This is a genomic window from uncultured Roseobacter sp., assembly GCF_947499265.1.
Classification (GTDB): Bacteria; Pseudomonadota; Alphaproteobacteria; order Rhodobacterales; family Rhodobacteraceae; genus Roseobacter.
Genome location: NZ_CANMNK010000006.1, coordinates 284,177 through 307,901 on the forward strand (window position 1 = coordinate 284,177; position 23,725 = coordinate 307,901).

Annotated in this window: 19 protein-coding genes; 14 read left to right on the plus strand and 5 right to left on the minus strand. The window is 59.7% G+C overall.

The features are described from left to right. Positions 1 to 265 precede the first annotated feature (265 nt). The 3 genes from Q1A63_RS17650 to Q1A63_RS17660 all read left to right on the plus strand — a co-directional run bounded on the left by Q1A63_RS17650 (position 266) and on the right by Q1A63_RS17660 (position 3,608). Positions 266 to 1,300, plus strand: coding sequence for a transporter substrate-binding domain-containing protein (locus Q1A63_RS17650; protein WP_298973130.1), 1,035 nt, complete (start codon positions 266 to 268; stop codon positions 1,298 to 1,300). Between the two features lie 90 nt (positions 1,301 to 1,390). Further along, complete coding sequence (locus Q1A63_RS17655; RefSeq protein WP_299632324.1) at positions 1,391 to 2,515, plus strand: ABC transporter permease subunit; 1,125 nt, start codon at positions 1,391 to 1,393, stop codon at positions 2,513 to 2,515. A gap of 1 nt (position 2,516) precedes the next feature. Beyond that, positions 2,517 to 3,608, plus strand: a complete 1,092-nt coding sequence (locus tag Q1A63_RS17660; RefSeq protein ID WP_299632325.1) for an amino acid ABC transporter permease — start codon at positions 2,517 to 2,519, stop codon at positions 3,606 to 3,608. 22 nt (positions 3,609 to 3,630) lie between these two features. On the opposite strand, the gene Q1A63_RS17665 is transcribed toward Q1A63_RS17660, so the two are convergent. Next, positions 3,631 to 3,990 carry a MerR family transcriptional regulator gene (locus Q1A63_RS17665; protein WP_298973138.1) on the minus strand — a complete coding sequence of 120 codons (360 nt, stop codon included), beginning with the start codon at positions 3,988 to 3,990 and terminating at the stop codon, positions 3,631 to 3,633. A gap of 71 nt (positions 3,991 to 4,061) precedes the next feature. On the opposite strand from Q1A63_RS17665, the gene Q1A63_RS17670 reads away from it, so the two are divergent. Continuing rightward, positions 4,062 to 4,313 carry a zinc ribbon domain-containing protein gene (locus Q1A63_RS17670; RefSeq protein WP_298973140.1) on the plus strand — a complete coding sequence of 84 codons (252 nt, stop codon included), beginning with the start codon at positions 4,062 to 4,064 and terminating at the stop codon, positions 4,311 to 4,313. A 48-nt stretch (positions 4,314 to 4,361) separates the two neighbouring features. Here the strand turns inward: Q1A63_RS17670 and Q1A63_RS17675 are convergent, their stop codons facing one another. Next, a complete protein-coding gene (locus Q1A63_RS17675) occupies positions 4,362 to 5,000 on the minus strand; it encodes a VOC family protein (RefSeq protein WP_298973143.1) in 639 nt (212 codons plus the stop codon). Positions 5,001 to 5,003: 3 nt separating this feature from the next. Continuing rightward, on the minus strand, positions 5,004 to 6,188 hold the full coding sequence (gene metC / locus Q1A63_RS17680; RefSeq protein ID WP_298973145.1) for a cystathionine beta-lyase: 1,185 nt from the start codon (positions 6,186 to 6,188) through the stop codon (positions 5,004 to 5,006). Between the two features lie 105 nt (positions 6,189 to 6,293). Between metC and Q1A63_RS17685 the strand changes: the two genes are divergently transcribed. Both Q1A63_RS17685 and Q1A63_RS17690 read left to right on the plus strand, forming a co-directional pair. Then, entirely contained in the window at positions 6,294 to 8,702 is a 2,409-nt protein-coding gene (locus Q1A63_RS17685) for a molybdopterin-dependent oxidoreductase (protein WP_298973146.1), read from the plus strand. Further along, a complete protein-coding gene (locus tag Q1A63_RS17690) occupies positions 8,668 to 9,438 on the plus strand; it encodes an IclR family transcriptional regulator (protein WP_298973148.1) in 771 nt (256 codons plus the stop codon). Before Q1A63_RS17685 ends, Q1A63_RS17690 begins: the two co-directional genes overlap by 35 nt. A gap of 16 nt (positions 9,439 to 9,454) precedes the next feature. On the opposite strand, the gene Q1A63_RS17695 is transcribed toward Q1A63_RS17690, so the two are convergent. Next, entirely contained in the window at positions 9,455 to 9,862 is a 408-nt protein-coding gene (locus tag Q1A63_RS17695) for a rhodanese-like domain-containing protein (protein WP_298973150.1), read from the minus strand. A gap of 123 nt (positions 9,863 to 9,985) precedes the next feature. Between Q1A63_RS17695 and Q1A63_RS17700 the strand changes: the two genes are divergently transcribed. The 6 genes from Q1A63_RS17700 to Q1A63_RS17725 all read left to right on the plus strand — a co-directional run bounded on the left by Q1A63_RS17700 (position 9,986) and on the right by Q1A63_RS17725 (position 18,526). Then, positions 9,986 to 11,260 (plus strand): FAD-binding oxidoreductase, encoded by a 1,275-nt coding sequence (locus Q1A63_RS17700; protein WP_298973151.1) that lies wholly within the window; start codon positions 9,986 to 9,988, stop codon positions 11,258 to 11,260. Between the two features lie 4 nt (positions 11,261 to 11,264). Continuing rightward, a complete protein-coding gene (locus tag Q1A63_RS17705; protein WP_299632326.1) occupies positions 11,265 to 13,352 on the plus strand; it encodes a hydantoinase/oxoprolinase family protein in 2,088 nt (695 codons plus the stop codon). Then, on the plus strand, positions 13,349 to 14,995 hold the full coding sequence (locus tag Q1A63_RS17710; protein ID WP_299632327.1) for a hydantoinase B/oxoprolinase family protein: 1,647 nt from the start codon (positions 13,349 to 13,351) through the stop codon (positions 14,993 to 14,995). Before Q1A63_RS17705 ends, Q1A63_RS17710 begins: the two co-directional genes overlap by 4 nt. 6 nt (positions 14,996 to 15,001) lie before the next feature. Continuing rightward, positions 15,002 to 15,754 (plus strand): SDR family oxidoreductase, encoded by a 753-nt coding sequence (locus tag Q1A63_RS17715; protein WP_299632328.1) that lies wholly within the window; start codon positions 15,002 to 15,004, stop codon positions 15,752 to 15,754. A gap of 7 nt (positions 15,755 to 15,761) precedes the next feature. Continuing rightward, the gene (locus Q1A63_RS17720) at positions 15,762 to 17,678 is read left to right on the plus strand and encodes a propionyl-CoA synthetase (protein WP_299632329.1); all 1,917 of its coding nucleotides are present in this window, start codon (positions 15,762 to 15,764) and stop codon (positions 17,676 to 17,678) included. Between the two features lie 110 nt (positions 17,679 to 17,788). Then, positions 17,789 to 18,526 carry an amino acid ABC transporter ATP-binding protein gene (locus tag Q1A63_RS17725; protein ID WP_299632330.1) on the plus strand — a complete coding sequence of 246 codons (738 nt, stop codon included), beginning with the start codon at positions 17,789 to 17,791 and terminating at the stop codon, positions 18,524 to 18,526. Positions 18,527 to 18,775: 249 nt separating this feature from the next. Here Q1A63_RS17725 and Q1A63_RS17730 read toward each other — a convergent pair whose 3' ends face one another. Continuing rightward, positions 18,776 to 20,701, minus strand: a complete 1,926-nt coding sequence (locus Q1A63_RS17730; RefSeq protein ID WP_299632331.1) for a calcineurin-like phosphoesterase C-terminal domain-containing protein — start codon at positions 20,699 to 20,701, stop codon at positions 18,776 to 18,778. 316 nt (positions 20,702 to 21,017) lie between these two features. Here Q1A63_RS17730 and Q1A63_RS17735 point away from each other — a divergent pair, with 316 nt between their 5' ends. Together Q1A63_RS17735 and Q1A63_RS17740 are read left to right on the plus strand one after the other, a co-directional pair. Then, the gene (locus tag Q1A63_RS17735) at positions 21,018 to 21,752 is read left to right on the plus strand and encodes an OB-fold-containig protein (RefSeq protein ID WP_299632333.1); all 735 of its coding nucleotides are present in this window, start codon (positions 21,018 to 21,020) and stop codon (positions 21,750 to 21,752) included. Positions 21,753 to 21,789: 37 nt separating this feature from the next. Continuing rightward, a complete protein-coding gene (locus Q1A63_RS17740; protein WP_299632334.1) occupies positions 21,790 to 23,481 on the plus strand; it encodes a flotillin domain-containing protein in 1,692 nt (563 codons plus the stop codon). The last annotated feature ends 244 nt before the right edge of the window (positions 23,482 to 23,725 follow it).

The window sequence follows — 23,725 nt, forward strand, 5'->3', positions numbered from 1 at the left end:
ACCGCTCCGGGTAGAGAATGCACGGTCTGCAGACGCCGGAAGATTTGCGCCCGCAGCACTCTCCAATCCGCAATGATCAGGCATTTTCCAACTGTGAATGTTAACGGCAGGGGCGGCTTCATCACTGCGCTGTGCAGATGCCTATTTGGGCGATTTGGGGGGCTGGCAGCCGGGTTTCCATAATTTTCTTGACTCGCAATTACACTCAGATCATTCTGTATGTCAGTACAAATGTGCTGATATACAGAACAACAGGGAAATCACAATGCTCACAAAAGCAACAGTAGTGAGCATGGCCGCAGCCGCGATTGCCATGCTTCCTGGCGCAGTTCTGGCGGAAAGCCCGACTGTCAAAGAAATTCAGGAACGGGGCACGATGCTATGTTCCGGCCATAACGGAAGCTACTTTGGCTTCGTCGAAGTGAACGACAAGAACGAATGGAAAGGCCTCGACATCGACATCTGTCGCGCTCTGACCACGGCGATTCTGGGCGATCCGGAAAAGGCGCAGATCGTGCCGTTGAGCTGGGCGCAGCGTTTCCCGGCTTTGCAATCGGGCGATGTCGACATCATCATCAAGGCCACCGGTTGGACCATGGGGCGCGACACGGAACTGGGCTTGCAATTCTCGCTGCCCTACTTCTTTGGCGGCACACAGTTCATGGCGCATGGTGAGCTTGGCATCACCGATGCCACGGGGCTTGAGGGCGGTACGATCTGCGTGGAAGCCGGTACGACGATTGAGCGTATCTCGGCCAACTACATGTCCACGATAGGCGTCGAACATACAATCGTTTCCTATGAAAGCGCTGCCGAACTGAGGGCCGCCTATCTGGCGAACCGCTGCGATGCCTTTGCCGGTTGGGGGCCGAACCTCGCGGTGCTGCGGGCAACCGAGATCGACAATCCGGACGCGCATATCATCCTCAGCGACAAACTGTCGAGTGAGCCGATTGCGGCCGCCATGCGTCAGGGGGACGAGGACTTCGTCGATGTCGTGAACTGGATGCTGGCCGCGCTGCTGATCGCAGAAGAAGAGGGCGTGACAAAAGCGAATGTGGCCGAGATGGCCGCAACACCGCCGAACCCGCGCGTGGCCCGTCTGCTGGGTGTGGAGCCGGGCATGGGCGAACGTCTTGGCCTGCGCGAAACATGGGCCCGCGAGATGATCGCGGCCATGGGGAACTTTGGCGAAATCTACGATCGTAACCTCGGCAAAGACAGTGCCTATAACCTCGATCGGGGCCTGAACAATCTTTGGAGCCATGGTGGCGTGCTCTACGCACCGATCCTGGACTGATCCGAAGATCCCTGGGGCCGCCTCTCATCTCGGCGGGGTGGCCTCCACACAGACTTCAGCAAGAAATCGGGGGCAGTGATGGCGACCGCAATGGAACTGCGCACACGTGCGAAACGGCGCAAACTGATCATCCAGGGCGCTTTGATCGTCCTGTCGGTCATTGTCGTCCTGGGGGCCATCCAAAGCGCGCGTGTCAATCTCGCCGCACTCGGGATCACCAGCGGGTTCGGCTTTCTGGAACGCGGGACCGGTTGGGATTACAGCTTCTCCCTGATCCCGAAAAGCATCAATGACCCCTATTCCAAGACGCTTTTCATCGGCTTTTTGAACATGATGTTCGTTGGCTTTATCTCCATCATTCTATCGACCATCTTCGGGTTTCTCTTTGGCACGGCACGCGACGCGTCAAACATCGCACTCAAAACCGCGGCCTCTGTCTATGTGCAGATTTTCCGGAACATTCCGCTCATCCTGCAATTGATATTCCTCTATTCCGTTTTGATCCATTTCCCGGGACCCCGGCAGGCAATGAGCATCGCGGATGCGGTATTCCTGTCGAACAGGGGTGTCATGATCCCGGGCCTGAATGTCCCGCCATCCGTTGCCCTGGGGCTTCTGATTGCATCGCTTTTGTTGGTTGCGGTTCTGATCCTGCTCAAGACACCCTTGATGCGCGGGCTGCTCTATTGGCTTGGCGGCACCGTGTTTGGCTGCATCGCCGCAGCGCTGATCTTTGCCCCGGCAGGAGAGAGCATCTTTTCGATCCCGGCGCTGGCTGGGTTGCGGTTCCGGGGCGGGATCACCGTGCCGATTGAGCTGGCCGCGATGATCGTCTCCATCGTGCTTTACGGCAGCGCCTACATTGCAGAGGTTGTGCGTGGTGGCCTGAACCAGGTTCCACGCGGTTTGACCGAAGCGGGTCAAGCGCTCGGCCTGACGCCACGCTATATCTGGTCACGCATCAAATTGCCCATGGCGCTGCGCAGCATCATTCCGCCGCTGGTCAACCAGTGGATTTTCATCATGAAGGCCACGACCATCGGCGTGGCGATTGGGTTCAGTGACCTTTTCATGCTGGTGTCGACCTCGATCACCCAATCGGGCCAGACCCTGGAACTGATCGCGATCCTGATGCTCGCGTTTTTGCTGGTGAACTTCGCCATTGCGCAATTCGGCAATTGGCTCAACGCACGTATGAAGCTGAAGGCACATTGACATGACCGATATGATCACAACTCTGACCGCGCGCCCCAGCCGCATGCAGGCCTTTGTCAAATCCATGAAGCGCAACGCCTTTGGCACGCCCTTGGATGCGGCCATCACAATCATCGTCTTCAGTGTTCTGGCCTATTGGGCTTGGCTGCTGGTCGATTGGGCGGTGCTGCGCGCGGTCTGGCGCGCCGAGGATGTGGGCGATTGCACTGAAGAGGCGGGTGCCTGCTGGTCGGTCATTGCCGGGCGGCACCGTCTGATCCTCTTTGGCCTTTACCCTTTCGAGCAGCATTGGCGTTCAACACTGGCCTGCCTTGCGATCATCCTGACCGTGATCTTCTCCTGTTTCCCGCAAGCGTGGTCGGGAAAGCGACTGACGCTGTTGTGGGGTGTCGGGTTTGCCGCCTATTACCTGTTGATGGAAGGCAGCCTTCTGGGCCTGCAACAAGTGACCACTGACCAATGGGGCGGGCTGGCGCTGACGCTGTTCCTGTTTGCTTCGGTCGTGCTTCTGGGCATGCCAATGGGGTTGGGGCTGGCCCTGATGCGGCGGTCCGACATGCCGGTGGTGCGCGGCTTTGCGACGCTGATCATCGATTTCATCCGCTCCCTGCCGCTCCTGACGACCCTCTTCACGGCTGCCGTGGTGGTGCCGATCCTGCTGCCCAGCTGGCTCGAAGGCGACAAGATCTGGCGGGTGATCATCGCCTTTGCGTTGTTCTTTGCCTGCTATCAGGCGGAGGTTTTCCGCGGTGGTTTCCAGGCCATTCCATCGGGTCAGTTCGAAGCGGGCAAAGCGCTTGGGCTAAGCTATTGGAGCATCCTGGGGCGTATCGTGCTGCCGCAGGTTTTCCGTCATGCGCTGCCAAGCACGATCAACATGGTGGTTGTGACCTTCAAGGAAACGGCGATTGTGATCATCATCGGGTTCTTCGATATCCTGGCCTCGGCCAAAGCCGCTTTTGGCACCGGGGAATGGGCGCCGCATTATCTTGAAGTCTATGTGTTTGTGGGCGCGATCTATTGGGTGTTCATCTTTTCGCTCGGGCAGTACGGCGAATACCTGAAAGGCCGGATGTCGATCGCGGCACGCTGATGCGGGATTGCGCCTGCTTGCGTCATTCCAGCGGCGCACGTCGCAGGGCGTCGCGGGTCTGGCGCAACGTGTCCAAAAACCGGCTGGTGGATGCGAGGCGCGCCTCCACCTCGGCGATTTTGCTGGCCAGAAAGGCGTCGCCGTCGAAGGCCTCGCTGTCCTCTGGGTTGAGCTGAGAGAGGAAGATCGAGAGATCACCAATGCTCATGCCCGCGGCTTGCGCGTCGCGGATGACCTGCAAAGTGAGCACCGCGTCCTCCGGATAGGACTTGTAATTATTGTCCCCTTCGCGGGCCGTTGCGGTCAGGAGGCCCTGTTTTTCATAGAAGCGGATAGCGTCGCGGCTGAAACCGGTTTGCTTTGCAAGTTGTCCGATCCGCATGTTTATAACCATTGACAAAAAACCATGGTTTCTAGTCTATTGTTTTTCAGATCAGGATCAAGGAGAAAGACATGGGCCAACGCTGTCAGAGTTGTGGTATGCCGCTGAACAAGGATCCAAAGGGCGGCGGGTCCGAGAAAGATGGCAGTCTGAGCACGACATATTGCTCAATCTGCTATGAGGATGGGGCGTTTCGGCATCCGGGTGTTTCCGTCGAAGAGTTTCAGGCCCATTGCGTCGATGCCCTTGCGGATAAAGGCATGCCGCGCATCATGGCCTGGGCCTTCACCCGCGGCATCCCGAAACTTGATCGCTGGGCCTGAGCCAATCGGGACCAGCGGTACCGGTCAGGTCCTGAAAAGCCCTTTGACCTAATCCAAGATGACAGATCCCTTTGGCGTATTGAGCGCAAAGGACAGTGCTGCTGGACCCTCCTGCACATCGGCAAGGTGATCGACGTTGAGGGCTTCAAGCATCTTGGTCAAAGCATCCGGATCAGGATGCGAGAGCTGTATCTGTTCAAGCGTGACCCCAAGATCCTGTTGCCCTGTGCTGGGGTGCGGACCGGGGGACCATTCGATGAACGCAGGCAGCAGGCCGCCCATGGGCAGGCTGCCGTCCCTGGGCACGGTCAGGCGCCAGGATCGGTCGCCGCGGGTAAAGAGGACAACCTCTCCCAGATCGACGGGGCTGGCTGCAAGCACACCGTCCAGATCGTCGGTGCCAACCACCCAGCACAGCGCCCGGGGGCGTTCGGCCAGGCGCTCTTGTGTCGCAGGCTCGTCGAGGGTGAACCAACGGGTGCGCCCCGGATCGGCAGGGGCCTCAAGATCGATTGCGATCAGTTCAAAGAAGCTCTCGTTGCCCGCTTGCATGACGCAGTTATGCGTGCTCATCGCTTCATGTTTGCCCCCACGGGGGACCTCGACGCCAAGCGCTTGCGCCATGGCGATGATGCCCTGGTCCAGGGTGTCCGCACCGATGGCGAAATGGTCGATTTTATTGTGCATGGGTCACTCCGACGCAGAATTCAGATGGGGAAGGGCGGCGGCGAGATCCGCCTTGAGGCTGGCGGGGTCTTCGAGGCCAATATTGAACCGCACCAATTGGCCGTCTTCAGTCCAGGGGGTTGCGGTGCGAACGGGCTTGACCGGCAGCACGAGGCTTTCGTAGCCGCCCCAGCTGACGCCAATGCCAAAGAGCTGCAGCGCATCGACGAAGGCGCGAATTTGAGCGTCCGAACAGGGGTGGAAAATCACGCCAAAAAGCCCCGCAGCCCCGGTGAAATCGCGCGACCATACATCATGACCGGGGCAGGCCGGAAAGGCCGGATGAAGCAGGGTTTTGACCTGCGGTTGCGCGGCCAGCCACGCGGCAATATCGCGTCCGGCGCGGTCGATGGTTTCCATCCGCATTTTCAGCGTGCGCAGGCCACGCAGGCATAAAAAGACTTCCTGCGCTCCGGTTTTGTCGCCAATCGCCATGACAGTTTGGCGGATTTGGGCGTGATACGTCGCATTGCTGGCAATCATGCCCATCATGCAATCGGAATGACCGCTGAGATATTTCGAGCAGGAGGCAACGATCACATCTGCGCCCAGGGTCAGCGGTTGGCAAAAGATCGGTGTCGCCCAAGTGCTGTCGATGATTGAGGGCACGCCTGCCGCGTGGGCCGTTTTGGAAATGGCACGAATGTCCGGTACCTCAAACGTGCCGGAGCCGGGCGCTTCGAACATCACGGCACAGGTCGTATCGCGCAGCCGCTTTCCCAGATCACCGTCGATCATGGGGTCGAAATACTCAACCTCGACACCCATGCGCCGCAGGACGCTTTCGCAAAACGCGCGGGTGTTGCCATAGACTTGATCTGCCACCAGCAGATGCGCACCGGGCGCGGCAAAGGCCAGGAGCGTGCAGGATATCGCGGCGACGCCGGAAGAGGTGAGGGTTACACCATGGGCCTGTTCGAGCTTTGCCAACATCGTCTCAAGCTGGAAGCTTGCCGCGTTGCCATATCGTCCGTAATACAATGTGTCAGTATCATAGCGCGCCTCGCGTGCTGCCTCGAACGCCGCAAGAGTGTCGAAGACGATGGTGGAGCCTAGTTCAACCGGCATGTTGACATGCCGACCGTCAACCCGCGAGGGGCGCCCAAGGTGCACCAGATCATCAGAAATCGCGGATTTGTCGGAGGTCATTGCGGTCTCGCCCAAAAAAGAGTTTTTGGAGGATGACACTCTCACTAAGTTGTGTCAACATTCGGAATATGTGTTCTTTATATTGGCACAAAAGGCAAGGCTAGGATGAGTACGGATCACAAACTGACGGCGAGCCATTGGGGGGTGGGGCTGGCGGTGACCGACGGCAAGACGCTCACTGCGATCCACCCGCACCCCGATGATCCCGACCCCTCACCGATCAATGACAACATCACCGGCAGTCTGAATGGTGCGGCACGGATTCTGCGCCCAGCCGTGCGGAAAAGCTGGTTGGAGAGGGGCCCGGGGGCGGGGCCAGTGCCCCGCGGGCGCGACGATTTTGTTGAGGTTGCCTGGGACGAGGTGCTTGAGCTCATTGCCGCCGAGATAAAGCGCGTGCGCCGCGACCATGGCAACGAGGCCATCTATGCGGGCTCATATGGCTGGTCGAGCGCTGGCCGCTTTCACCATGCCCAAAGCCAGCTAAAGCGATTTTTGAACACACAAGGGGGCTTTGTCCGCTCGGAAGGGAATTACAGCTATAACGCCGCACTGGGTCTGATGCCGTTCATCGTGGGCCCGTTCCGCGACCAGGTGGCCAAGGCGACACGCTGGAGCGTCATCGCGAAACACAGTGATCTGGTAGTGATGTTCGGTGGCATGGCGGAGCGTAACACGCAGGTCAGTGATGGGGGTGTGGCCCGGCACCGAATGCGGGGCAACTTGCAGGCTTGCGCGGAAGCGGGTGTCAAATTTGTCAGCATAAGCCCCCTGCGGACAGACGCAGCGCAGGGGCTAGAAGCGGAGTGGCTGGCCCCAAACCCCGGGTCGGACACGGCGCTGATGTTGGGCCTGGCGCATACGCTGCTAAGCGAAGGTCTGCATGATGAGGCCTTTCTTGCGCGCTATTGCGTCGGGTTCGACAGGGTGGCGGCGTATCTGATGGGCAATGAGGACGCGCAGCCCAAAGATGCACACTGGGCGGCGCAGCACACCGGCGTGTCTGCGGCGCGGATCGTAGGCCTCGCACGGGAAATGGCCGCATCGCGCACGATGATTTCCGTCGCAGCGGGGGTGCAGCGCACCGATTTTGGGGAACAGCCGATGTGGATGGCGGTGACCCTGGCCGCCATGCTGGGGCAGATCGGGCTGCCCGGCGGAGGCTACACCGTCGGGTACGGCGTCAATGCCAACATCGGCAATATCGAGCGCCCCTTTCGCTGGGCGGCCATGGGGCAGGGGACCAATCCGGTGACGGAATTCATCCCGGTGGCGATGGTCTCGGAAATGCTGCTCAACCCCGGTGGGTCCTACTCATATCTAGGTCAGACACGGCGCTTTCCGGACGTGAAACTCGTATGGTGGGCAGGCGGCAATCCGTTTCATCATCATCAGGACCTCAATCGCCTCCATGCCGCTTTCCAAAGACCGCAAACGGTCATCGTGAACGACATCAACTGGACCGCGACCGCGCGCCATGCGGATATTGTGTTGCCAGTTGCTGCGGCACAGGAGCGGACCGATTTTGGCGCTGGCAAATCGGACAATGCGCTGGTGCCAATGCAGCAGGTGGTGCCGCCCGCTGGGGAAGCGCGCGTGGAATATGACATCTATGCGGCTCTTGCGGCGCTGCTCGGCACCGCAGAGGCATTTGCGGCGCTGCTCGGCACCGCAGAGGCATTCACCGAGGGACGCAGCGCGCAGGATTGGGTGCAAAAGCTGTGGGACGACACGCGTGCTGCCGGAGCAACAGCAGGTGTGGCGCTGCCGGAGTGGGATCGTTTCATCGCGGGTGACGTGGTGGTGGTGCCCGATCCCTCCCCGTCGCAGGTTTTCCTGGCGGAGTTCCGGGCGGATCCGGGGACCAACCCGTTGCCAACACCCAGTGGCAAAATCGAACTTTTCAGCGATGTGATCGCCGGTTTCGATCTGCCCGATTGCAAGGGTCATGCCAGCTGGTTTCCACCGCGCGATCTGGGCGGTGCGCACACGGCGGCGCATCCGCTCTATCTTTTGTCCGGCCAGCCGAAAACCAGGTTGCACAGTCAGCTGGACAATGGCGCCTATAGCCTCAGTCAAAAGATCGCCGGGCGCGAGCCCGTATTGATCCATCCCGACGACGCTGCGGCGCGCGGGATCAAAGACGGCGATGTGGTTGAACTATTTAACGCGCGCGGGCGCTGCCTTGCCGGTGCGCGGGTGACCGAAGACATTGCGCAAGGCTGCGTCTTTTTGTGGACCGGGGCCTGGTACGATCCGGACTTCGATGCCCCACAGGCGCGCGACCGCCATGGCAATCCGAACGTGCTGACCCATGATCTGCGCACCTCAAGCCTCACCCAAAGCCCGGCGGCGCATTCGGCGAGGGTTGAACTGGTCCGTTTCACGGGCATTCCACCAGAGGTGCAGTCGCATAAACCACCTCGCTTCCGCTCCGACCCAAGACCTGATAGGCCTAAAAAAAGCGCACAGGTAACAGATGTCAGACACACCGACGAAAGAGCCAAAAGTTGATTCAACCCTGTCCAAGGGGTTGTCGATCCTGGAGAATCTCGCAGCATCCCCCAAGGGCAAAGGGGTGACCGAGCTGTCAAAGGAGCTTGGTCTCACCAAATCGAACACCTTTCGATTACTGCAGACGCTGACCACGCTGGGCTATGTCAAACACCGCGAAGACAAATCCTATTCCGCGACGCTCAAGACATGGCAGGTCGGTCGCGCCTCGCTGGACAATCTGAATTTGCGCGAACTCGCCGCACCCGAGATGTCCTACCTGTCAAATGAGACGCAGGAAACCATCTACCTCGCGGTGCCGGAAAACCTGTCGGTGATCTACATCGACAAGATCGACAGCCAAAAACCGATCCGATCCTGGAATCGCATCGGCGGCAGCGCGCCAATTCATTGTGTGGCGACCGGCAAGGCGATCCTTGCGGCCAACTACAACGCCCTGCGGGAGCAACTGGTCGGGAACCTCACCCGGCACACCGAGCTGACCCTGACGTCGATGCCAGCCTTGGACGCGGATATGGCTGAGACGCTGAAACGCGGCTATGGGTTTGATCGGGGAGAATTCAGGGATCGTATTCTGAGCTTTGGGGCGCCGATCACTTTGCCGGACGGACTGGCCATCGCCGCTCTGGGCATTTCGCTGCCTGACATCAACCTGCCCTCGGGAGGGGCCGAGCGGTTGGGCGGCCTTGTGGCCCATGCCGCTCAAAGTGTCTCGGCAAAACTCTCCCGAGGTTAAGGCCCGCCAGCGCGGATCAGTCCCTTTTTTTCGGTTCCGGCATTTCCACGGGCCCGCCCTGATCGGCCCAGGTTGAGAATCCTTTCTTGAGGTGGGCAGCGTCAAATCCCATTTGCTTCAGGCTCGCAACGGTGAGGGCGGAACGCCATCCTGACGCGCAATGGAAGACGTATTTTTTGTCCTGGCCGAACACCTCCTTGTAATACGGGCTGTCGGGGTCGATCCAGAATTCTATCATGCCGCGCGGGGCGTGCACGCTTCCGGGGATGAAACCGCTACGCTGTCTTTCCCGGATATCGCGGATGTCGACGATCACCACATCGGGGTTGTCTATCATCCCGATCAGATCCTTTGTTTCGATTTCTTCAATCTGCGCGCGCGCGGCTTTGACCATGTCAGCGGCCGCGGTCTTGAGCTTTTTCATTCCTAAATCCGTGCTGTTATATAGAATATATATTTCATATATTGACACAATGAAATGGATGCTGCAACCTTGCCCACGTCAATACGGCACCCCGAACCGGTGCTGTCTTGGAGGAGTTTCGAAATGACGGTACGAAGCCCAATTTCGCTTTGGGACGCTTCGGCGAAAGAACAGGACTATCACAGCCCGCTTGACGGTGACGCAACCGTTGATGTGGCGATTGTCGGGGGCGGGTTCACCGGATTGTCCAGTGCCCTGCATTGCGCCGAAAAGGGGATGTCGGCGCAGGTGGTCGAGGCCGCCCAAATCGGGTTTGGCGGGTCGGGGCGCAACTGTGGTCTGGTGAACGCCGCACTCTGGCTGCCGCCTCAGGAAGTGCGTGAGGAATTGGGCCGGGTCTATGGGCCGCGGTTCATCAAGAAATTCGGCAGCGGGCCGGAATATGTGTTCTCGTTGATCGAGAAACACCAGATCCAATGTGAGGTGACCAGAACCGGCACCATTCACGCCGCCCACGCCGCCAGTGGTTTTCGCGACCTGAAGGGGCGGCATGAGGAATGGGTGCGTCTGGGCGAACCTGTGGATCTTCTGAACCGCCAGGAAGTCTCCGACATGATCGGAACCGATGCATTCCACGGTGGTCTTCTGGATCACCGCGCGGGGACGATTAACCCGATGGGGTATTGTCGCGGGCTGGCGCGCGCGGCCCTCGCGGCGGGTGCAAAGATCAGCACCGGCGTCCGGGCGACGAAACTGCGCAAGGACGGTAACCTTTGGAAGCTGGAGACCAGCAAGGGCACGCTGAGCGCCAAAGCCGTGGTGCTGGGGACCAATGCCTACACCGATGATCTGTGGCCTGATCTGAAACGCGTCTTCACCACGATCCATTACTTTCAACTGGCGACCAAACCTCTGGGATCGGAGGCCGATCATATCCTGCCCGGCAAACAGGGGCTTTGGGATACCGGCCAGATCATGTTCAACATCCGCCGCGACGCGTTCAACAGGCTGCTGGTTGGCAGCATGGGCAAGGTTGTGGGTGGTGTGAATGGCGGTCTGTCCCATCGCTGGGCCAGAAAGCAGATCGCGCGTATTTTCCCGTCGCTGGGGCCGATGGAATTTGAGGAGGCATGGCATGGCCAGATCGCGATGACCCCCGATCACCTGCCGCGCATCTACGAATTGGACAAGAACCTTTTCACGCCCATCGGGTACAATGGGCGGGGCATCACGACCGGCACCATGTTCGGCCAAACCATCGCCGATCTTCTGACCGGGATGGACCGCGCGGATCTGCCCTTGCCCATGACCGAGCTTAAGACTGTACCGTCGGCCCCGATCATGTCCCGTCTTTATCAGACGGCTTTCACCGCCAACCAAATTCTCAAGAGCATCTGACCCTATGACCTCTTCCTCGATCCGCGTCGGCGTTGATATTGGCGGCACATTTACGGATGTCGCGCTCGAACATCCCGGCGGTTTGGCGACATGCAAGGTGTTGACGAACTACAGCCAGCCCGAGCAGGCCATTCTTGATGGGATTGCACAGGCGGCGGCACAGGCGGGGTGCGACCTGGCAGCGATTGATCAGGTCATTCACGGCACAACCCTGGTGACCAATGCGCTGATCGAACGGCGCGGCGCCAAGCTTGCGTTTATCACCACAGAAGGGTTCCGGGACGTTATCGAAATGCGCTCCGAGAACCGGTTTGAGCAATATGACCTGAACCTGACACTGCCCAAACCTTTGGTCGCACGCCGGGATCGTTTCACGCTGAACGAGCGCATGGGCCCGGCTGGCGAGGTTTTACTGCCCCTGGCCGAAGACGACGTGGCGGCGATGGTCGAACGCATCCTCGCAGGTGGCTACGAAGCGGTCGCCATTGGCCTGATGCACAGCTATGCAAATGACGCCCACGAACGGCAGATGGCGCAGGCGTTGCAGGCGGCAGCGCCGCAGCTGTCGATTTCGATCTCCTCCGTCATTTCACCGCAAATGCGGGAATTACCGCGGTTTAACACGGTGATCGCGAATGCCTATGTGCAGCCGCAGGTGGCCGATTATCTGGGACGGCTTGTGGAGCGCCTGCGGCAGGCAGGGGTTAGGGCGCCGGTTTTCATGCTGCATTCGGGTGGGGGACTGATCTCGGTGGAAACGGCGGCCGAGCAACCGGTGCGCTTGCTGGAATCCGGTCCTGCAGGCGGCGCAATTTTCGCGGCGCATCTGGCGCGGGGCCATGGGCTTGATAAGGTGCTCTCCTTCGATATGGGGGGCACCACGGCCAAGATCTGCCTGATTGAAGACGGCGCGCCCAAGACGGCAAACACCTTTGAGGTGGCGCGAACCTATCGCTTCAAAAAGGGTTCCGGCATGATCATTTCGACCCCGGTGGTCGAGATGGTCGAGATTGGAGCCGGTGGGGGCTCGATTGCCTCGATTGACAGCATGGGGCGCATTCAGGTCGGGCCGCGGTCAGCGGCCTCCGAACCCGGACCGGCTTGCTATCAACGCGGGGGTGAGGCGCCGACCGTGACGGATGCGAACCTGTTGCTGGGCCGTCTGGATCCCGAGAATTTCGCGGGCGGTGCGATCCCCTTGTCCACAGAGGCCGCGCGCCGTGCAGTCGCGGCGGAGTTGACGGTTTCGACCGGGCTCGAAGTGCCGGATGCCGCCTTTGGCGTGACCGAGATGGTTGATGAGAACATGGCAAATGCCGCGCGCGTTCATACGGTCGAGAACGGGCGTGACATCGAGCATTTCACGATGATCGGATTTGGCGGTGGCGCGCCATTACACGCCTGCCGCTTGTGCGAAAAGCTGGGCATTGAAGAACTGATCATCCCGCCCGGCGCGGGTGTCGGCTCGGCCATTGGTTTTCTCAAGGCGCCCTTCAGTTATGAGGCGACGCGCGGGCTGTTTCAAAAGCTTGATCAGTTCGACGCAACAGCCGTGAACGCCGCATTGAACGAGATGGAGCGGGAAGCACGCGCTTTTGTCGACGATGGGGCAAGGGGTGCGGCAACGACAACACGGTTGACCGCATTCATGCGCTATTCCGGGCAGGGCTGGGAAATCCCCGTATCGCTGCCGCATAAGGTGTTCGAAAATAGCGATCAAAAACTGATCCTCGCAGCGTTTGAAGATGCCTACCGCACGTTATTTGGCCGCATCATCGACGGGTTGAAGGCCGAGATCACCAATTGGTCTCTGGTGGTGGCAACGGTGCTGCCTGATGTGGTCAAGATCGCACGGCACGACAGCGGCACGCCGGCAGACGCAAATCGGGAGGTCAGCTTTTTTGATGCTGCGCGGCGCGCGATGGTTGCCGCGCGTGAGGTCGAGCGCACGGCCATGACACCGGGAAAGATCGTCGATGGGCCTGCCGTGATCGTTGAAAACGAGACCACGACCATCGTGACATCCGCCTATCGCGCAATCGGGCAGGGTGACGGCAGCCTGCTTTTGCGCCGCAAGGGAGAGGCCGCATGACACCCACCGCCATTGACTATCAGATCATGTGGCACCGGCTGATCGCGGTGGTCGAGGAGCAGGCTACAACCCTGATCCGCACCGCGTTCTCGACCTCAGTGCGCGAGGCCGGGGATCTGTCGGCAGGTTTGTTCGATAGGCAAGGTCGGATGATGGCGCAGGCCGTGACTGGCACACCTGGGCACGTGAATGCCATGGCAGAGAGTGTTACGCATTTCCTGCGCGAAGTCGGTGCGCAGAACATCTTTGAGAGCGATGTTTTCATCACCAATGATCCCTGGCTTGGCACCGGGCATCTGCACGACATCACCGTCGTGTCCCCGACCTTCCGTAACGGTCATCATATTGGTTTCTTCGCCTGCACTGCGCATGTCGTTGATATCGGGGGGCGCGGATTTGGGCCGGACGGGAATGAGGTCTACGAAGAAGGCCTGCTGATCCCGATCATGAAATTCGCAGAACGTGGCCGCGTGTCGGATGACCTGATCCGCATGGTCCGCGCCAACGTTCGGGCGCCTGATATGGTTGTCGGCGATATGTATTCGCTGGCCGCTTGCAACGAGGCGGGCGACCGGCGGTTGCAGACCATGATGGGCGAATTTGGCATCGATGATCTGGATGGGCTGTCGGATTTCGTGATCGAGACCAGCCGCAAAGCCACACATGACGCCATCGCGAAGGTGCCGGATGGGTCATTCGCCAACACCCTGCAGGTCGATGGCTATGACGCACCTGTGCAAATGGTTGTGCGCCTCGACGTGGCAGGCGACAGGCTGAAAGCGGACTTCGACGGCACCTCGGGAATGAGCAGGTTTGGCGTCAACGTGCCGGAAGTCTATACGCGCGCCTACGCCTGCTATGGATTGAAATGCGCCATTGCGCCGGATGTGCCGAACAATACCGGTTCGCTGGACCCCTTCGAGATCACGGCCCCCGAGGGCTGCATCCTCGCGGCCAAGCGGCCAGCGCCTGTGTCGGTGCGCCATGTTTTGGGACATCTGGTGCCGGATGTCGTGCTGGGTGCCTTGCACAAGGCGATGCCGGAGACGGTGCCCGCCGAGGGGGCGAGCGCGCTTTGGAACATCCAGATTTCTGCACGGCCAAGTGACGCGCAGAGCGATCTGCCCAATGCCGAGGTGTTGATGTTCAATTCGGGGGGCACCGGCGCGCGGCCCGGATTTGACGGGCTATCGGCCACCGCCTTTCCCTCCGATGTGTCGACCATGAGCGTTGAGGCCACGGAACATGTGGGCCCGATCACCGTGTGGCGGAAAGACTTGCGTGAAGGCTCGGGCGGGGCGGGGGCGATGCGCGGCGGGTTGGGCCAAACCATCGAAATCGAGCCGCGCGCAGGTTATGACATTTACTTCAACGCGATGTTTGACCGGGTGGAAAACCCAGCCCGCGGGCGCGACGGCGGCGCTGATGGGGCAGCCGGTCGGGTTGAACTGACAGATGGCACGAAGCTGCGCAGCAAAGGCCGCCAACTGGTCAAAAACGGGCGGCGGTTGAAACTGAGCCTCCCCGGCGGCGGTGGATATGGCGCGCCTGGGGCGCGCGACCGTGCACAGGTGTCTGCGGATTTGGCGGATGGTTTCATCACCTGGGCGCAAGCCAAAAAAGACTATGGATATGAGGGATAAACGACGATGACCGAGACACCACTTGCTCTTGTGACCGGGGCCGCTCAGGGGATCGGCTATGCCTGCGCGGAGGCTTTGGCCGAAGACGGTGCGCGGCTTGTGCTGGCCGATATCAACGCGGATGGCGTGAAGGCGGCGGCTAAAAATTTGGGCAACGGGACTGTTGGGCTGGCCTGCGACATGGGCGATCCTGCCCAGATTGCAACGCTGTTCGATCAGATCGAGGCGGCGCATGGCGCGGTCGAAATTCTGGTGAACAATGCGGGCGTCGCCATGTCTGGTGATTTCCTTGAGACACCGCTGGAGAATTTCCAGAAGGTCATCGACGTCAATCTGACAGGAACCTTTCTGGCCATGCAACGCGCGGCCAAATCCATGGTGGCTCATAAAATTGAAGGCGCGATCATCAATATGTCATCGATCAATGCGGTTGTCGCAATTCCCTCGATTGCCGCATATTGCGCCTCCAAGGGGGGTGTTATGCAACTGACCAAGGCAACCTCCCTGGCCTTGGCCCCCCACAACATTCGTGTGAATGCGGTCGGCCCCGGCTCCATCGATACCGAGATGATGGCGGGTGTGAACGCAAACCCCGAAGCCATGAAGATGGTCATGTCGCGCACGCCGCTGAAACGCATTGGCGAAGCCCGCGATATTGGCGATGCCGTGGCCTTCCTGGCCAGCAAACGCGCAAAATACATCACCGGTGAGACCATCTATGTGGACGGCGGTCGCATTGGCATGAACTACACCTGTTGAGGTTTTGATGAGTTCAAAATACGACGAAACATATACCACCTGGGCCAATGACCCCGTAGGGTTCTGGGGGGAAGCTGGTAAGGCCATCGACTGGTTCCGCCTGGCTGATCAGGTGTTCGACAAGGACAGTGGCGCCTATGGCCGGTGGTTCGTCGGGGCCACATGCAACACCTGCTACAATTGCGTGGACCGTCATGTCGAGGCCGGGAAGGGGGCCAACACCGCCCTGATCTATGACAGCCCCGTGACGGGGCAAACCGCCAGCTACAGTTTTGCTGAGTTGCAGACCGAAGTCAGCGCCTTGGCCCATGTGCTGCGCGGGCTTGGCGTCGAAAAAGGCGACCGGGTCGTCATCTATATGCCGATGGTGCCGCAGGCGGTTTTCGCCATGCTGGCCTGTGCGCGGCTGGGCGCCATTCATTCCGTTGTGTTCGGTGGATTTGCCGCGCATGAGCTGGCAACACGGATCGACGATGCCGCACCGAAGGCGATCATCTCCGCATCCTGCGGTATCGAGCCGGGCCGGGTCATCGCCTATAAGCCGCTTCTGGATGCAGCCATTGAAATGTCTGGCGCCAAGCCCGATCATTGCGTGATCCTGCAGCGCGACACGTTGCCCTGTGATCTGGTTGCCGGGCGCGATGTCGACTACGCGGATGCCGTTCAGGCCGCGAAAAAGGCGGGTCAGGGCACAGAGTGCGTGCCCGTCGCGGCAACGGATCCGCTCTATATCCTCTATACTTCGGGGACGACCGGCCAGCCGAAAGGTGTGGTGCGCGACAATGGCGGTCATATGGTCGCGCTGAAGTGGACGATGGCGCATCACTACGGTCTCGCACCGGGGGAGGTTTTCTGGGCGGCCTCCGATGTGGGGTGGGTCGTCGGACACTCGTACATTTGCTATGGGCCGCTGTTGCACGGGTGCGGAACGGTTGTCTACGAGGGCAAACCGGTTGGAACACCGGATGCTGGCGCGTTCTGGCGGGTGATCCAGGACCACAAGGTGGTGGCGCTCTTCACGGCCCCGACGGCTTTTCGTGCGATCAAGAAGGAAGACCCCAAAGGTGCGCTGATCGCCGCGTATGACCTGAGCCATTTCCGCACGTTGTTCCTTGCGGGTGAGCGCTCCGACCCGGCCACAATCGAATGGGCGCAAGAGAAGTTGCAACGCCCGGTGATCGACCACTGGTGGCAGACCGAAACAGGCTGGGCAATGTCCGGCAACCCGGTGGGCCTCGGGGCCTTTCCGGTGAAACTGGGCTCCCCGGGCAAACCGATGCCCGGCTATGACATCCGGGTGCTGGACGACGATGGCCACGAGGTCGCACCGGGTGTTTTGGGCAATATCGTCTGCAAACTGCCGCTACCGCCCTCCGGTTTCGCGACGCTGTGGAATGCCGAGGCGCGGTTTCGCAGCGCCTATTTAGACGAATTCCCCGGGTTCTACGCGACCTCGGACGCCGGGATCATTGATGAGGACGGCTATGTTTTCATCATGGCGCGCACCGATGACATCATCAATGTCGCAGGCCACCGCCTGTCCACCGGTGCGATGGAGGAAGTGATCGCCAGCCACCCCGATATTGCCGAATGCGCCGTGGTCGGCGCGGCGGATGCGATGAAGGGGCAGATGCCGCTTGGGTTCTTTGTGCCCAACGATGGGGCAGGCCGACGTGCGGCAGACCTTGAGCAAGAACTGGTGCAACTGGTGCGCTCTAAAATCGGTGCGGTTGCAGCTTTCAAGACCGCGGTGGAAGTCGCGCGGTTGCCCAAAACCAGATCCGGAAAAGTGCTGCGCGGCACCATGCAAAAGATCGCAGACGGGGCCGCGTTCAAGATGCCCGCCGCCATTGATGACCCGGCAATCCTGACGGAAATCGAAGCCGCGCTGAACGCGCGCAATCTGATCGGACGGAAGGCATGATCCCGCAGCACCCCTCCCGTGCCGTGGATCTTATGGTGATCGACCCGCGGCATCTCGAAGATCCCGCACCCGCAGCCACCAACCCGCAACTTTCTGAGAAGGACTGATCCATGACCCCTGCCGTCGAAATGATCAACGTGAACAAATACTACGGCACTTTTCACGCCCTCAAGGACATCAACCTGACCGTATCAAAGGGCGAGAAAATCGTTGTGTGCGGACCTTCCGGGTCGGGCAAATCAACGATGATCCGGACGATCAACCAACTGGAAGAACACCAGTCGGGCGAGATCAAGATCAACGGTGATATGATCAGCGCGGATGCTCCCAATATCGAGGAAATGCGCCGCGAAGTGGGCATGTGTTTCCAGCATTTCAACCTGTTCCCGCATCTCACGATCCTTGAGAACTGTACTTTGGCCCCGCTTCTGGCGCGCAAGATTTCCCAATCCGAGGCGGAGAAAACCGCAATGGGATATCTCAACAAGGTGCAGATCGGCAATCAGGCCGACAAGTATCCGGGGCAGCTATCCGGTGGTCAGCAACAGCGGGTCGCGATCGCGCGCGCGCTGTGCATGAAGCCGGAAATCCTGCTCTTTGACGAGCCAACCTCGGCGCTTGATCCGGAGATGATCGGCGAAGTGCTCGATGTGATGGTGACGTTGGCGCAGGAAGGCATGACCATGGTTTGTGTGACCCATGAGATGGGTTTTGCGCGGAAGGTAGCAGACAGAGTGATTTTCATGGATGCAGGCGAGATCATCGAGGAGAACGAGCCGGAAAGCTTCTTTACAGCGCCGCAAAATGATCGGACGCGGAATTTTTTGGATCAGGTTCTGACGCACTGAGCTGTCGTTGGCGCGCCCGTGATTTACGCAACGATCATGCGCTGGGGATCAACGGGCGCTCCTTGCGGCCTTCATCATAGGACCTGATCACCCCGCCGCACCGCTTCATCTGAAGCCTGCCCGCGATTTCGGAATGCCGTATCGCAATGCGCAAACGCCCGTCGCCGGTTCAAACTGTTGCGCGCCAGCGCAAGAGGGCGGCCAAATAGTTCTGCGACACAGAAAATTCCTTGAACGAAACGGGCGCCATCAGTCCCAGAATTCCGCCTGCCAGTTCGGGTTTGGCAACTCCTCGACCACCTCGAATGCGTACTTCTGGGTGAAAAAGCGCCCATGCCGGTCCGTTGTGGAAACCGTTAAAGTGTGAGTGCCAATGGGTAGCTCGGAGGGCAGATCCACGCGCCACAGATGCTGGCTGCTATCCGTCAGCATCCAGCGCTGGAAAGGCCCCGCCTTGCCGAACCACTCCGTTCCTTGCCAGGTCGTATAGCCTTGCGTGTCGGAGCCGCCGTCAACGGATCGCGCCGAGACGGAACTGATGGTCGACTGCTGCCAGATCGCCAGCGGATCCGCATAGTTCACACCCTCCAGCTTCTCTTCTCCAGCGCCCGCCTGGGTCCGCGTGCCCATCATCTCGTCGCCGTCGTTGATGGCAACCGACACCTGCGAGCTTTTTGATCCGTTCCAGACGTTCACGGCCACCCAGGTGCCATTTGCGAGATCGTCGAGCGTCAGCATATAGAGATCACCGAGGTCACGGTTGATCACAGGTGGTTCCTGATCAAAGGAGCGCTCATAAAGATCGCGATACGCGATCAAACGAGCCGCCCACTCGCGAAACCTTGGGGTATTGAAACTGGCGTGCAGTTGTGCGCCGTTCTGACCAAAGACGTGGTAGGTGTCGACATAGCTGCTGCCGTCAAAGGACAGCTGGTAATATCCCCGCGGGCTGCCAAGGCGCTGTGTGCCACGCGGCACGCCCGCATCATTCAGATCCCCTGCCCACCAGGAGCCGGACACAGCCCCGATGATGATCTGGTGAAAGGGCGCGCCTGCAACATTGGTATTCTCTTCCCAGCCGTGGAAATGTTCCCCCTCTTCGATGTTCTCGGTGGTGTGAGTGTGGCCCGCCAGCGCCAGAACCTTGCGGCCGTCCAGCAGGGTGGCAAGCTCATCGAGATTGTCGGTCTGATGCTTGGCAGCTGTATTGTCGGTGAACGTCTGGAACGGAATATGTGCCGTCAACACGACCAGCTTGTCCTGTAGCACGTTGGGCAGGAAATTCCCCAGCCATTCCAGCTGACGTTCGCTGATCACCCCATTGTAGGTGTGGGTCTTGTCGGTGGAGCAAAAGGGATGCGGATCGACGCCGTTGCAGGGGTAGCGGACATTGTCGAGACCGATGAACATCACATCGCCGATCTCAGCCGCCCAATATTCCGGCCCCCATTCCCGGCGAAATGTATCGAAACTGTCGGCATCCGAGGCGGCATCGAAATCCACATCGTGATTGCCGCCGACGAAGTATTGCGGGGTCTGGCCGACGGCGATGATGTCCTTGAACCGGTCATAGAGCGACAGATCATCGCCCATGATGTCCCCGGCAAAGATCAGACATTCGGTGTCGCCCATGTCGCGCTCAGCCAGCATATTGCCGGCGGTGTCGCGCACATAGCCGATTTCGCGATTGCTGTAGGGTTGCGGGTCCCCAAAGACGAGACAGTCAAAGGTGGTGTCCTGCGCATCTTCGATCAGCGGGAAATTGATCGCCGCGGGCAGGGGGCCTGTCGGAGCAAGCCCCCCAAAACGCAAATCAGGTGACCCGGCCTCTTTATGCACATAGGCGAATTGCGGGACCATCTGAGCGTTGACCGGGGTCACATAGCCAGCAGGTTTCGTTATGAAGAGGTTCATGTCGCCATAGGCTGGCAACTCATAGCTGCCATCCTCGCCGGAGATCACGACCTCGCGGCCGTTGGAGACGATCACGCCGGGCACACCGGGTTCGCCATCGTCCAGCGCGGCGTTGCGGTTGCTGTCGAGAAAGACAGTGCCCCGCGCCACATCTGTGGCCTCCCCGGCGACGGTTTCAACGGCCCCGATGTACGAGACATCTTTGGCCCCCGCTGCACTGGCGAGGACGATTGCAGTGGTCGGTGCAAGAAAACGCAGCATCAAATTCTCCATTAGATGTCAGAGGGCCAGCATCACGCGATTCCGTGACAGCAGGCTGGTTCAGCTATGAAATTTTGCCGAAGCTTCGATGACTTGCTTATGACAGTCGTTCGAATATGGCGCGTGGCTGGCAAATCGGCGCCGATCGGGCGAGATGCATTTCCCAAAATCCGCAATCCTGTGACACAATACCGTCTCAATCGGATGATTGATACACGGGAGGTCGCGCCGGGTTTTGGCCAAGCCCCCCTTGTAACATTGCCGTGAGCTCACCATATCTAATGTATACCATTGAATACAATCGAAAGGCCGGACCATGTTCGACCTCTATCTAACGGAACCCTTTGTTCCGTTCACAATCGCGCTGTCCCTGCTGTTTGGCTTGCTTGCGCTTGAAGTTATCTTATCTTTCTTCGGTGCGACGCTTTTGGGACTGGGGGCGGATGCTGACATCGATCTTGATTTGGATGCGCCCGATGTTGGCGATCTGGATATTGACATCGACGGTTTCGACGCGGGCGATTTTGACTTTGCGGATCCTGATCTTGATGCGGGACCCGGCAGCGATGCGGGCGGTGCGGCGACGGCTGGACCTGCGGCTTGGCTCGGGATCGGCAAAATGCCCGTTCTCATCTGGGTTGCTGCCGTCCTGCTTGCCTTTGGCCTTGCAGGGCTAATCCTGCAAAACATCGCCATTTCGGTAACTGGCGCAGCACTCCCCGCGCTCGTGATCGCCTTGCCCGCTGGTGTCTTTGGCATGTGGTTTGCCCGCCAGTTCGGCGCATTATTCGCGCGTGTTCTGCCCAAAACCGAGAGTACCGCGCTGTCCAATCGTCACCTGGGGCGCCGTACTGGCACGGTCACTCAAGGCGTCGCTAAACGCGGCAACCCCGCGGAAGTGCGCATCATCGACCGCTACGGCAACATGCACTACCTGCGCGGCGAGCCGCTAAAAGACGATGAAGATATCGCAACCGGTACACGCGTTCTGGTGCTGCGGCACCGGCATGATCACGGCTACCGTCTGGTGCCGCTGGAACCTGAAACCTAAGACCTAAAACGACCCGTCATTTAACAAGGAGATACTTATGGACCTCGTCACACTCGGCATAACTGTTGCCAGCATCATCGGCTTTTTGATTTTCGTGGGGCTGGTCCTGGGGCGTCTCTATCGGCGCGCGACACGCGAGGTCAGCCTCGTGAAAACCGGGGCGGGCGGCAAGAAGGTCATCATGGATGGCGGTACGATTGTGGTGCCCCTGCTGCATGAAATCAGCCCTGTGAACATGAAGACGCTGCGCCTTGAGGTCCAGCGGTCCCATGAGGGCGCTTTGATCACCAAGGACCGCATGCGTGTCGACGTGGGCGTCGAATTCTACGTCTCGGTCAATGCTACCGAAGAGGGCATCAGCCGCGCGGCGCAAACGCTTGGGGATCGGACCTTTTTCGTGGATCAGCTGCGGGAAATGATCGAAGGTAAACTCGTCGATGGTCTGCGCGCTGTTGCCGCGCAGATGACGATGGACGAGCTGCATGAGAACCGCGCTGAATTCGTTCAAGAGGTGCAAAATGCGGTGTCTGAGGACCTGCTGAAAAACGGTCTTGAGCTGGAATCCGTTTCGTTGACTGCCCTGGACCAGACCCCGTTTGAAGCGCTGGACGAGAACAACGCCTTTAACGCGGTGGGGATGCGCAAACTGGCCGAAGTCATTGCAACGTCAAAGAAGGAGCGCGCGCAGATTGATGCGGATGCGGACGTATCGGTGCGCCGGGCCGCGATGGAAGCGGAACGCCTGAAGCTGAAGATCAACCAGGACGAACAGCAGGCTGCGATTGCCCAGCGTCAGGAAATTGCGACGCTTGAAGCGGCACAGGAAGCCGAGATTGCGCGCCGTCAGGAAGACGCTGAGCGGGAGAAGGAACAGGCGCGGATCAAGCGGGAAGAAGCCATTCGCGCGGCGGATATCGAGCGGGAACGCGCGATCCGCGAAGCCGAGATTTCTCGGGATCGTGAATTGGAAGTGGCCGATCAGGAGCGTCAGATCATCATCGCGGTGAAATCGGAAGAGGAAAGCCGCGCACGTGCGTCGGCGGACGAGGCCCGTGCCGAGGCCACAAAAGCTTCCGAAAGCATTGAGACCGTGCGCTCTGTTGCCACAGCTGAACGGGCGAAACGGATTGCGCTGATCGAAGCGGAACGTGAAGCCGAGAGAGAGGCGACGCGTATCCGTCTGGCCGCTCAGGCCGATAAGGACGCAGCCCAGGATCGAGCAGAGGCGAAGCGGGAGGAAGCCCGTGCCGAAGCGGATGCACTGACCATTCGGGCTGACGCGAAGAAAGCCGACCTTTTGGCCGAGGCGGAAGGTCGCCGCGCCATCGTCGAGGCGGAAAATGCCATCGCGGAAGAGATCGTGAATATGAAAGTTGCGCTCGCACGGTTGGAGAAACTGCCCGAAATCGTGGCGCAGATGGTCAAACCAGCCGAGAAGATCGACTCGATCAAGATCCACCACGTGGGCGGTATGAACGGCCTGCCGGGCGCCGAAGGCGGCGCCAATGGCGGTAAGGCTCCGGTCAACCAGGCGCTTGATTCCATCATGGGCATGGCGGTGCAGCTTCCAGCGCTGAAAAAACTGGGCCAGGAACTGGGTGTGTCGATGGAAAACGGCGTGGCTGGCCTGGCGGATAGCCTGTTGGAAAAAGAGGACGCGCCTGTTCCCGCTGCCGAATTGTCGGCAGATGTATCGGAGCCCAAGACAGAAGAGCTTCCAGCGAAATGAAGGCACAGTCCCCCAGGGTTCTGAGCCCGGGGGATGGCGCTTAGGTGCATCGTTTCTTCGACGCGCAAGGAACGACTTTTTCGACGGGCAAGGTCAGGGCGATTGCGTTGCAGGGATGCGATGAGGTCGCCTTTTCCTGCCCGGTGCCGCGTCACCCATTTATCGTAGCCCGCAACCCTTGATCGCCGCCACATGTCCCAATCCAATGCGCGGATATGACATTGCTTCCTGCCAAATGTTCACC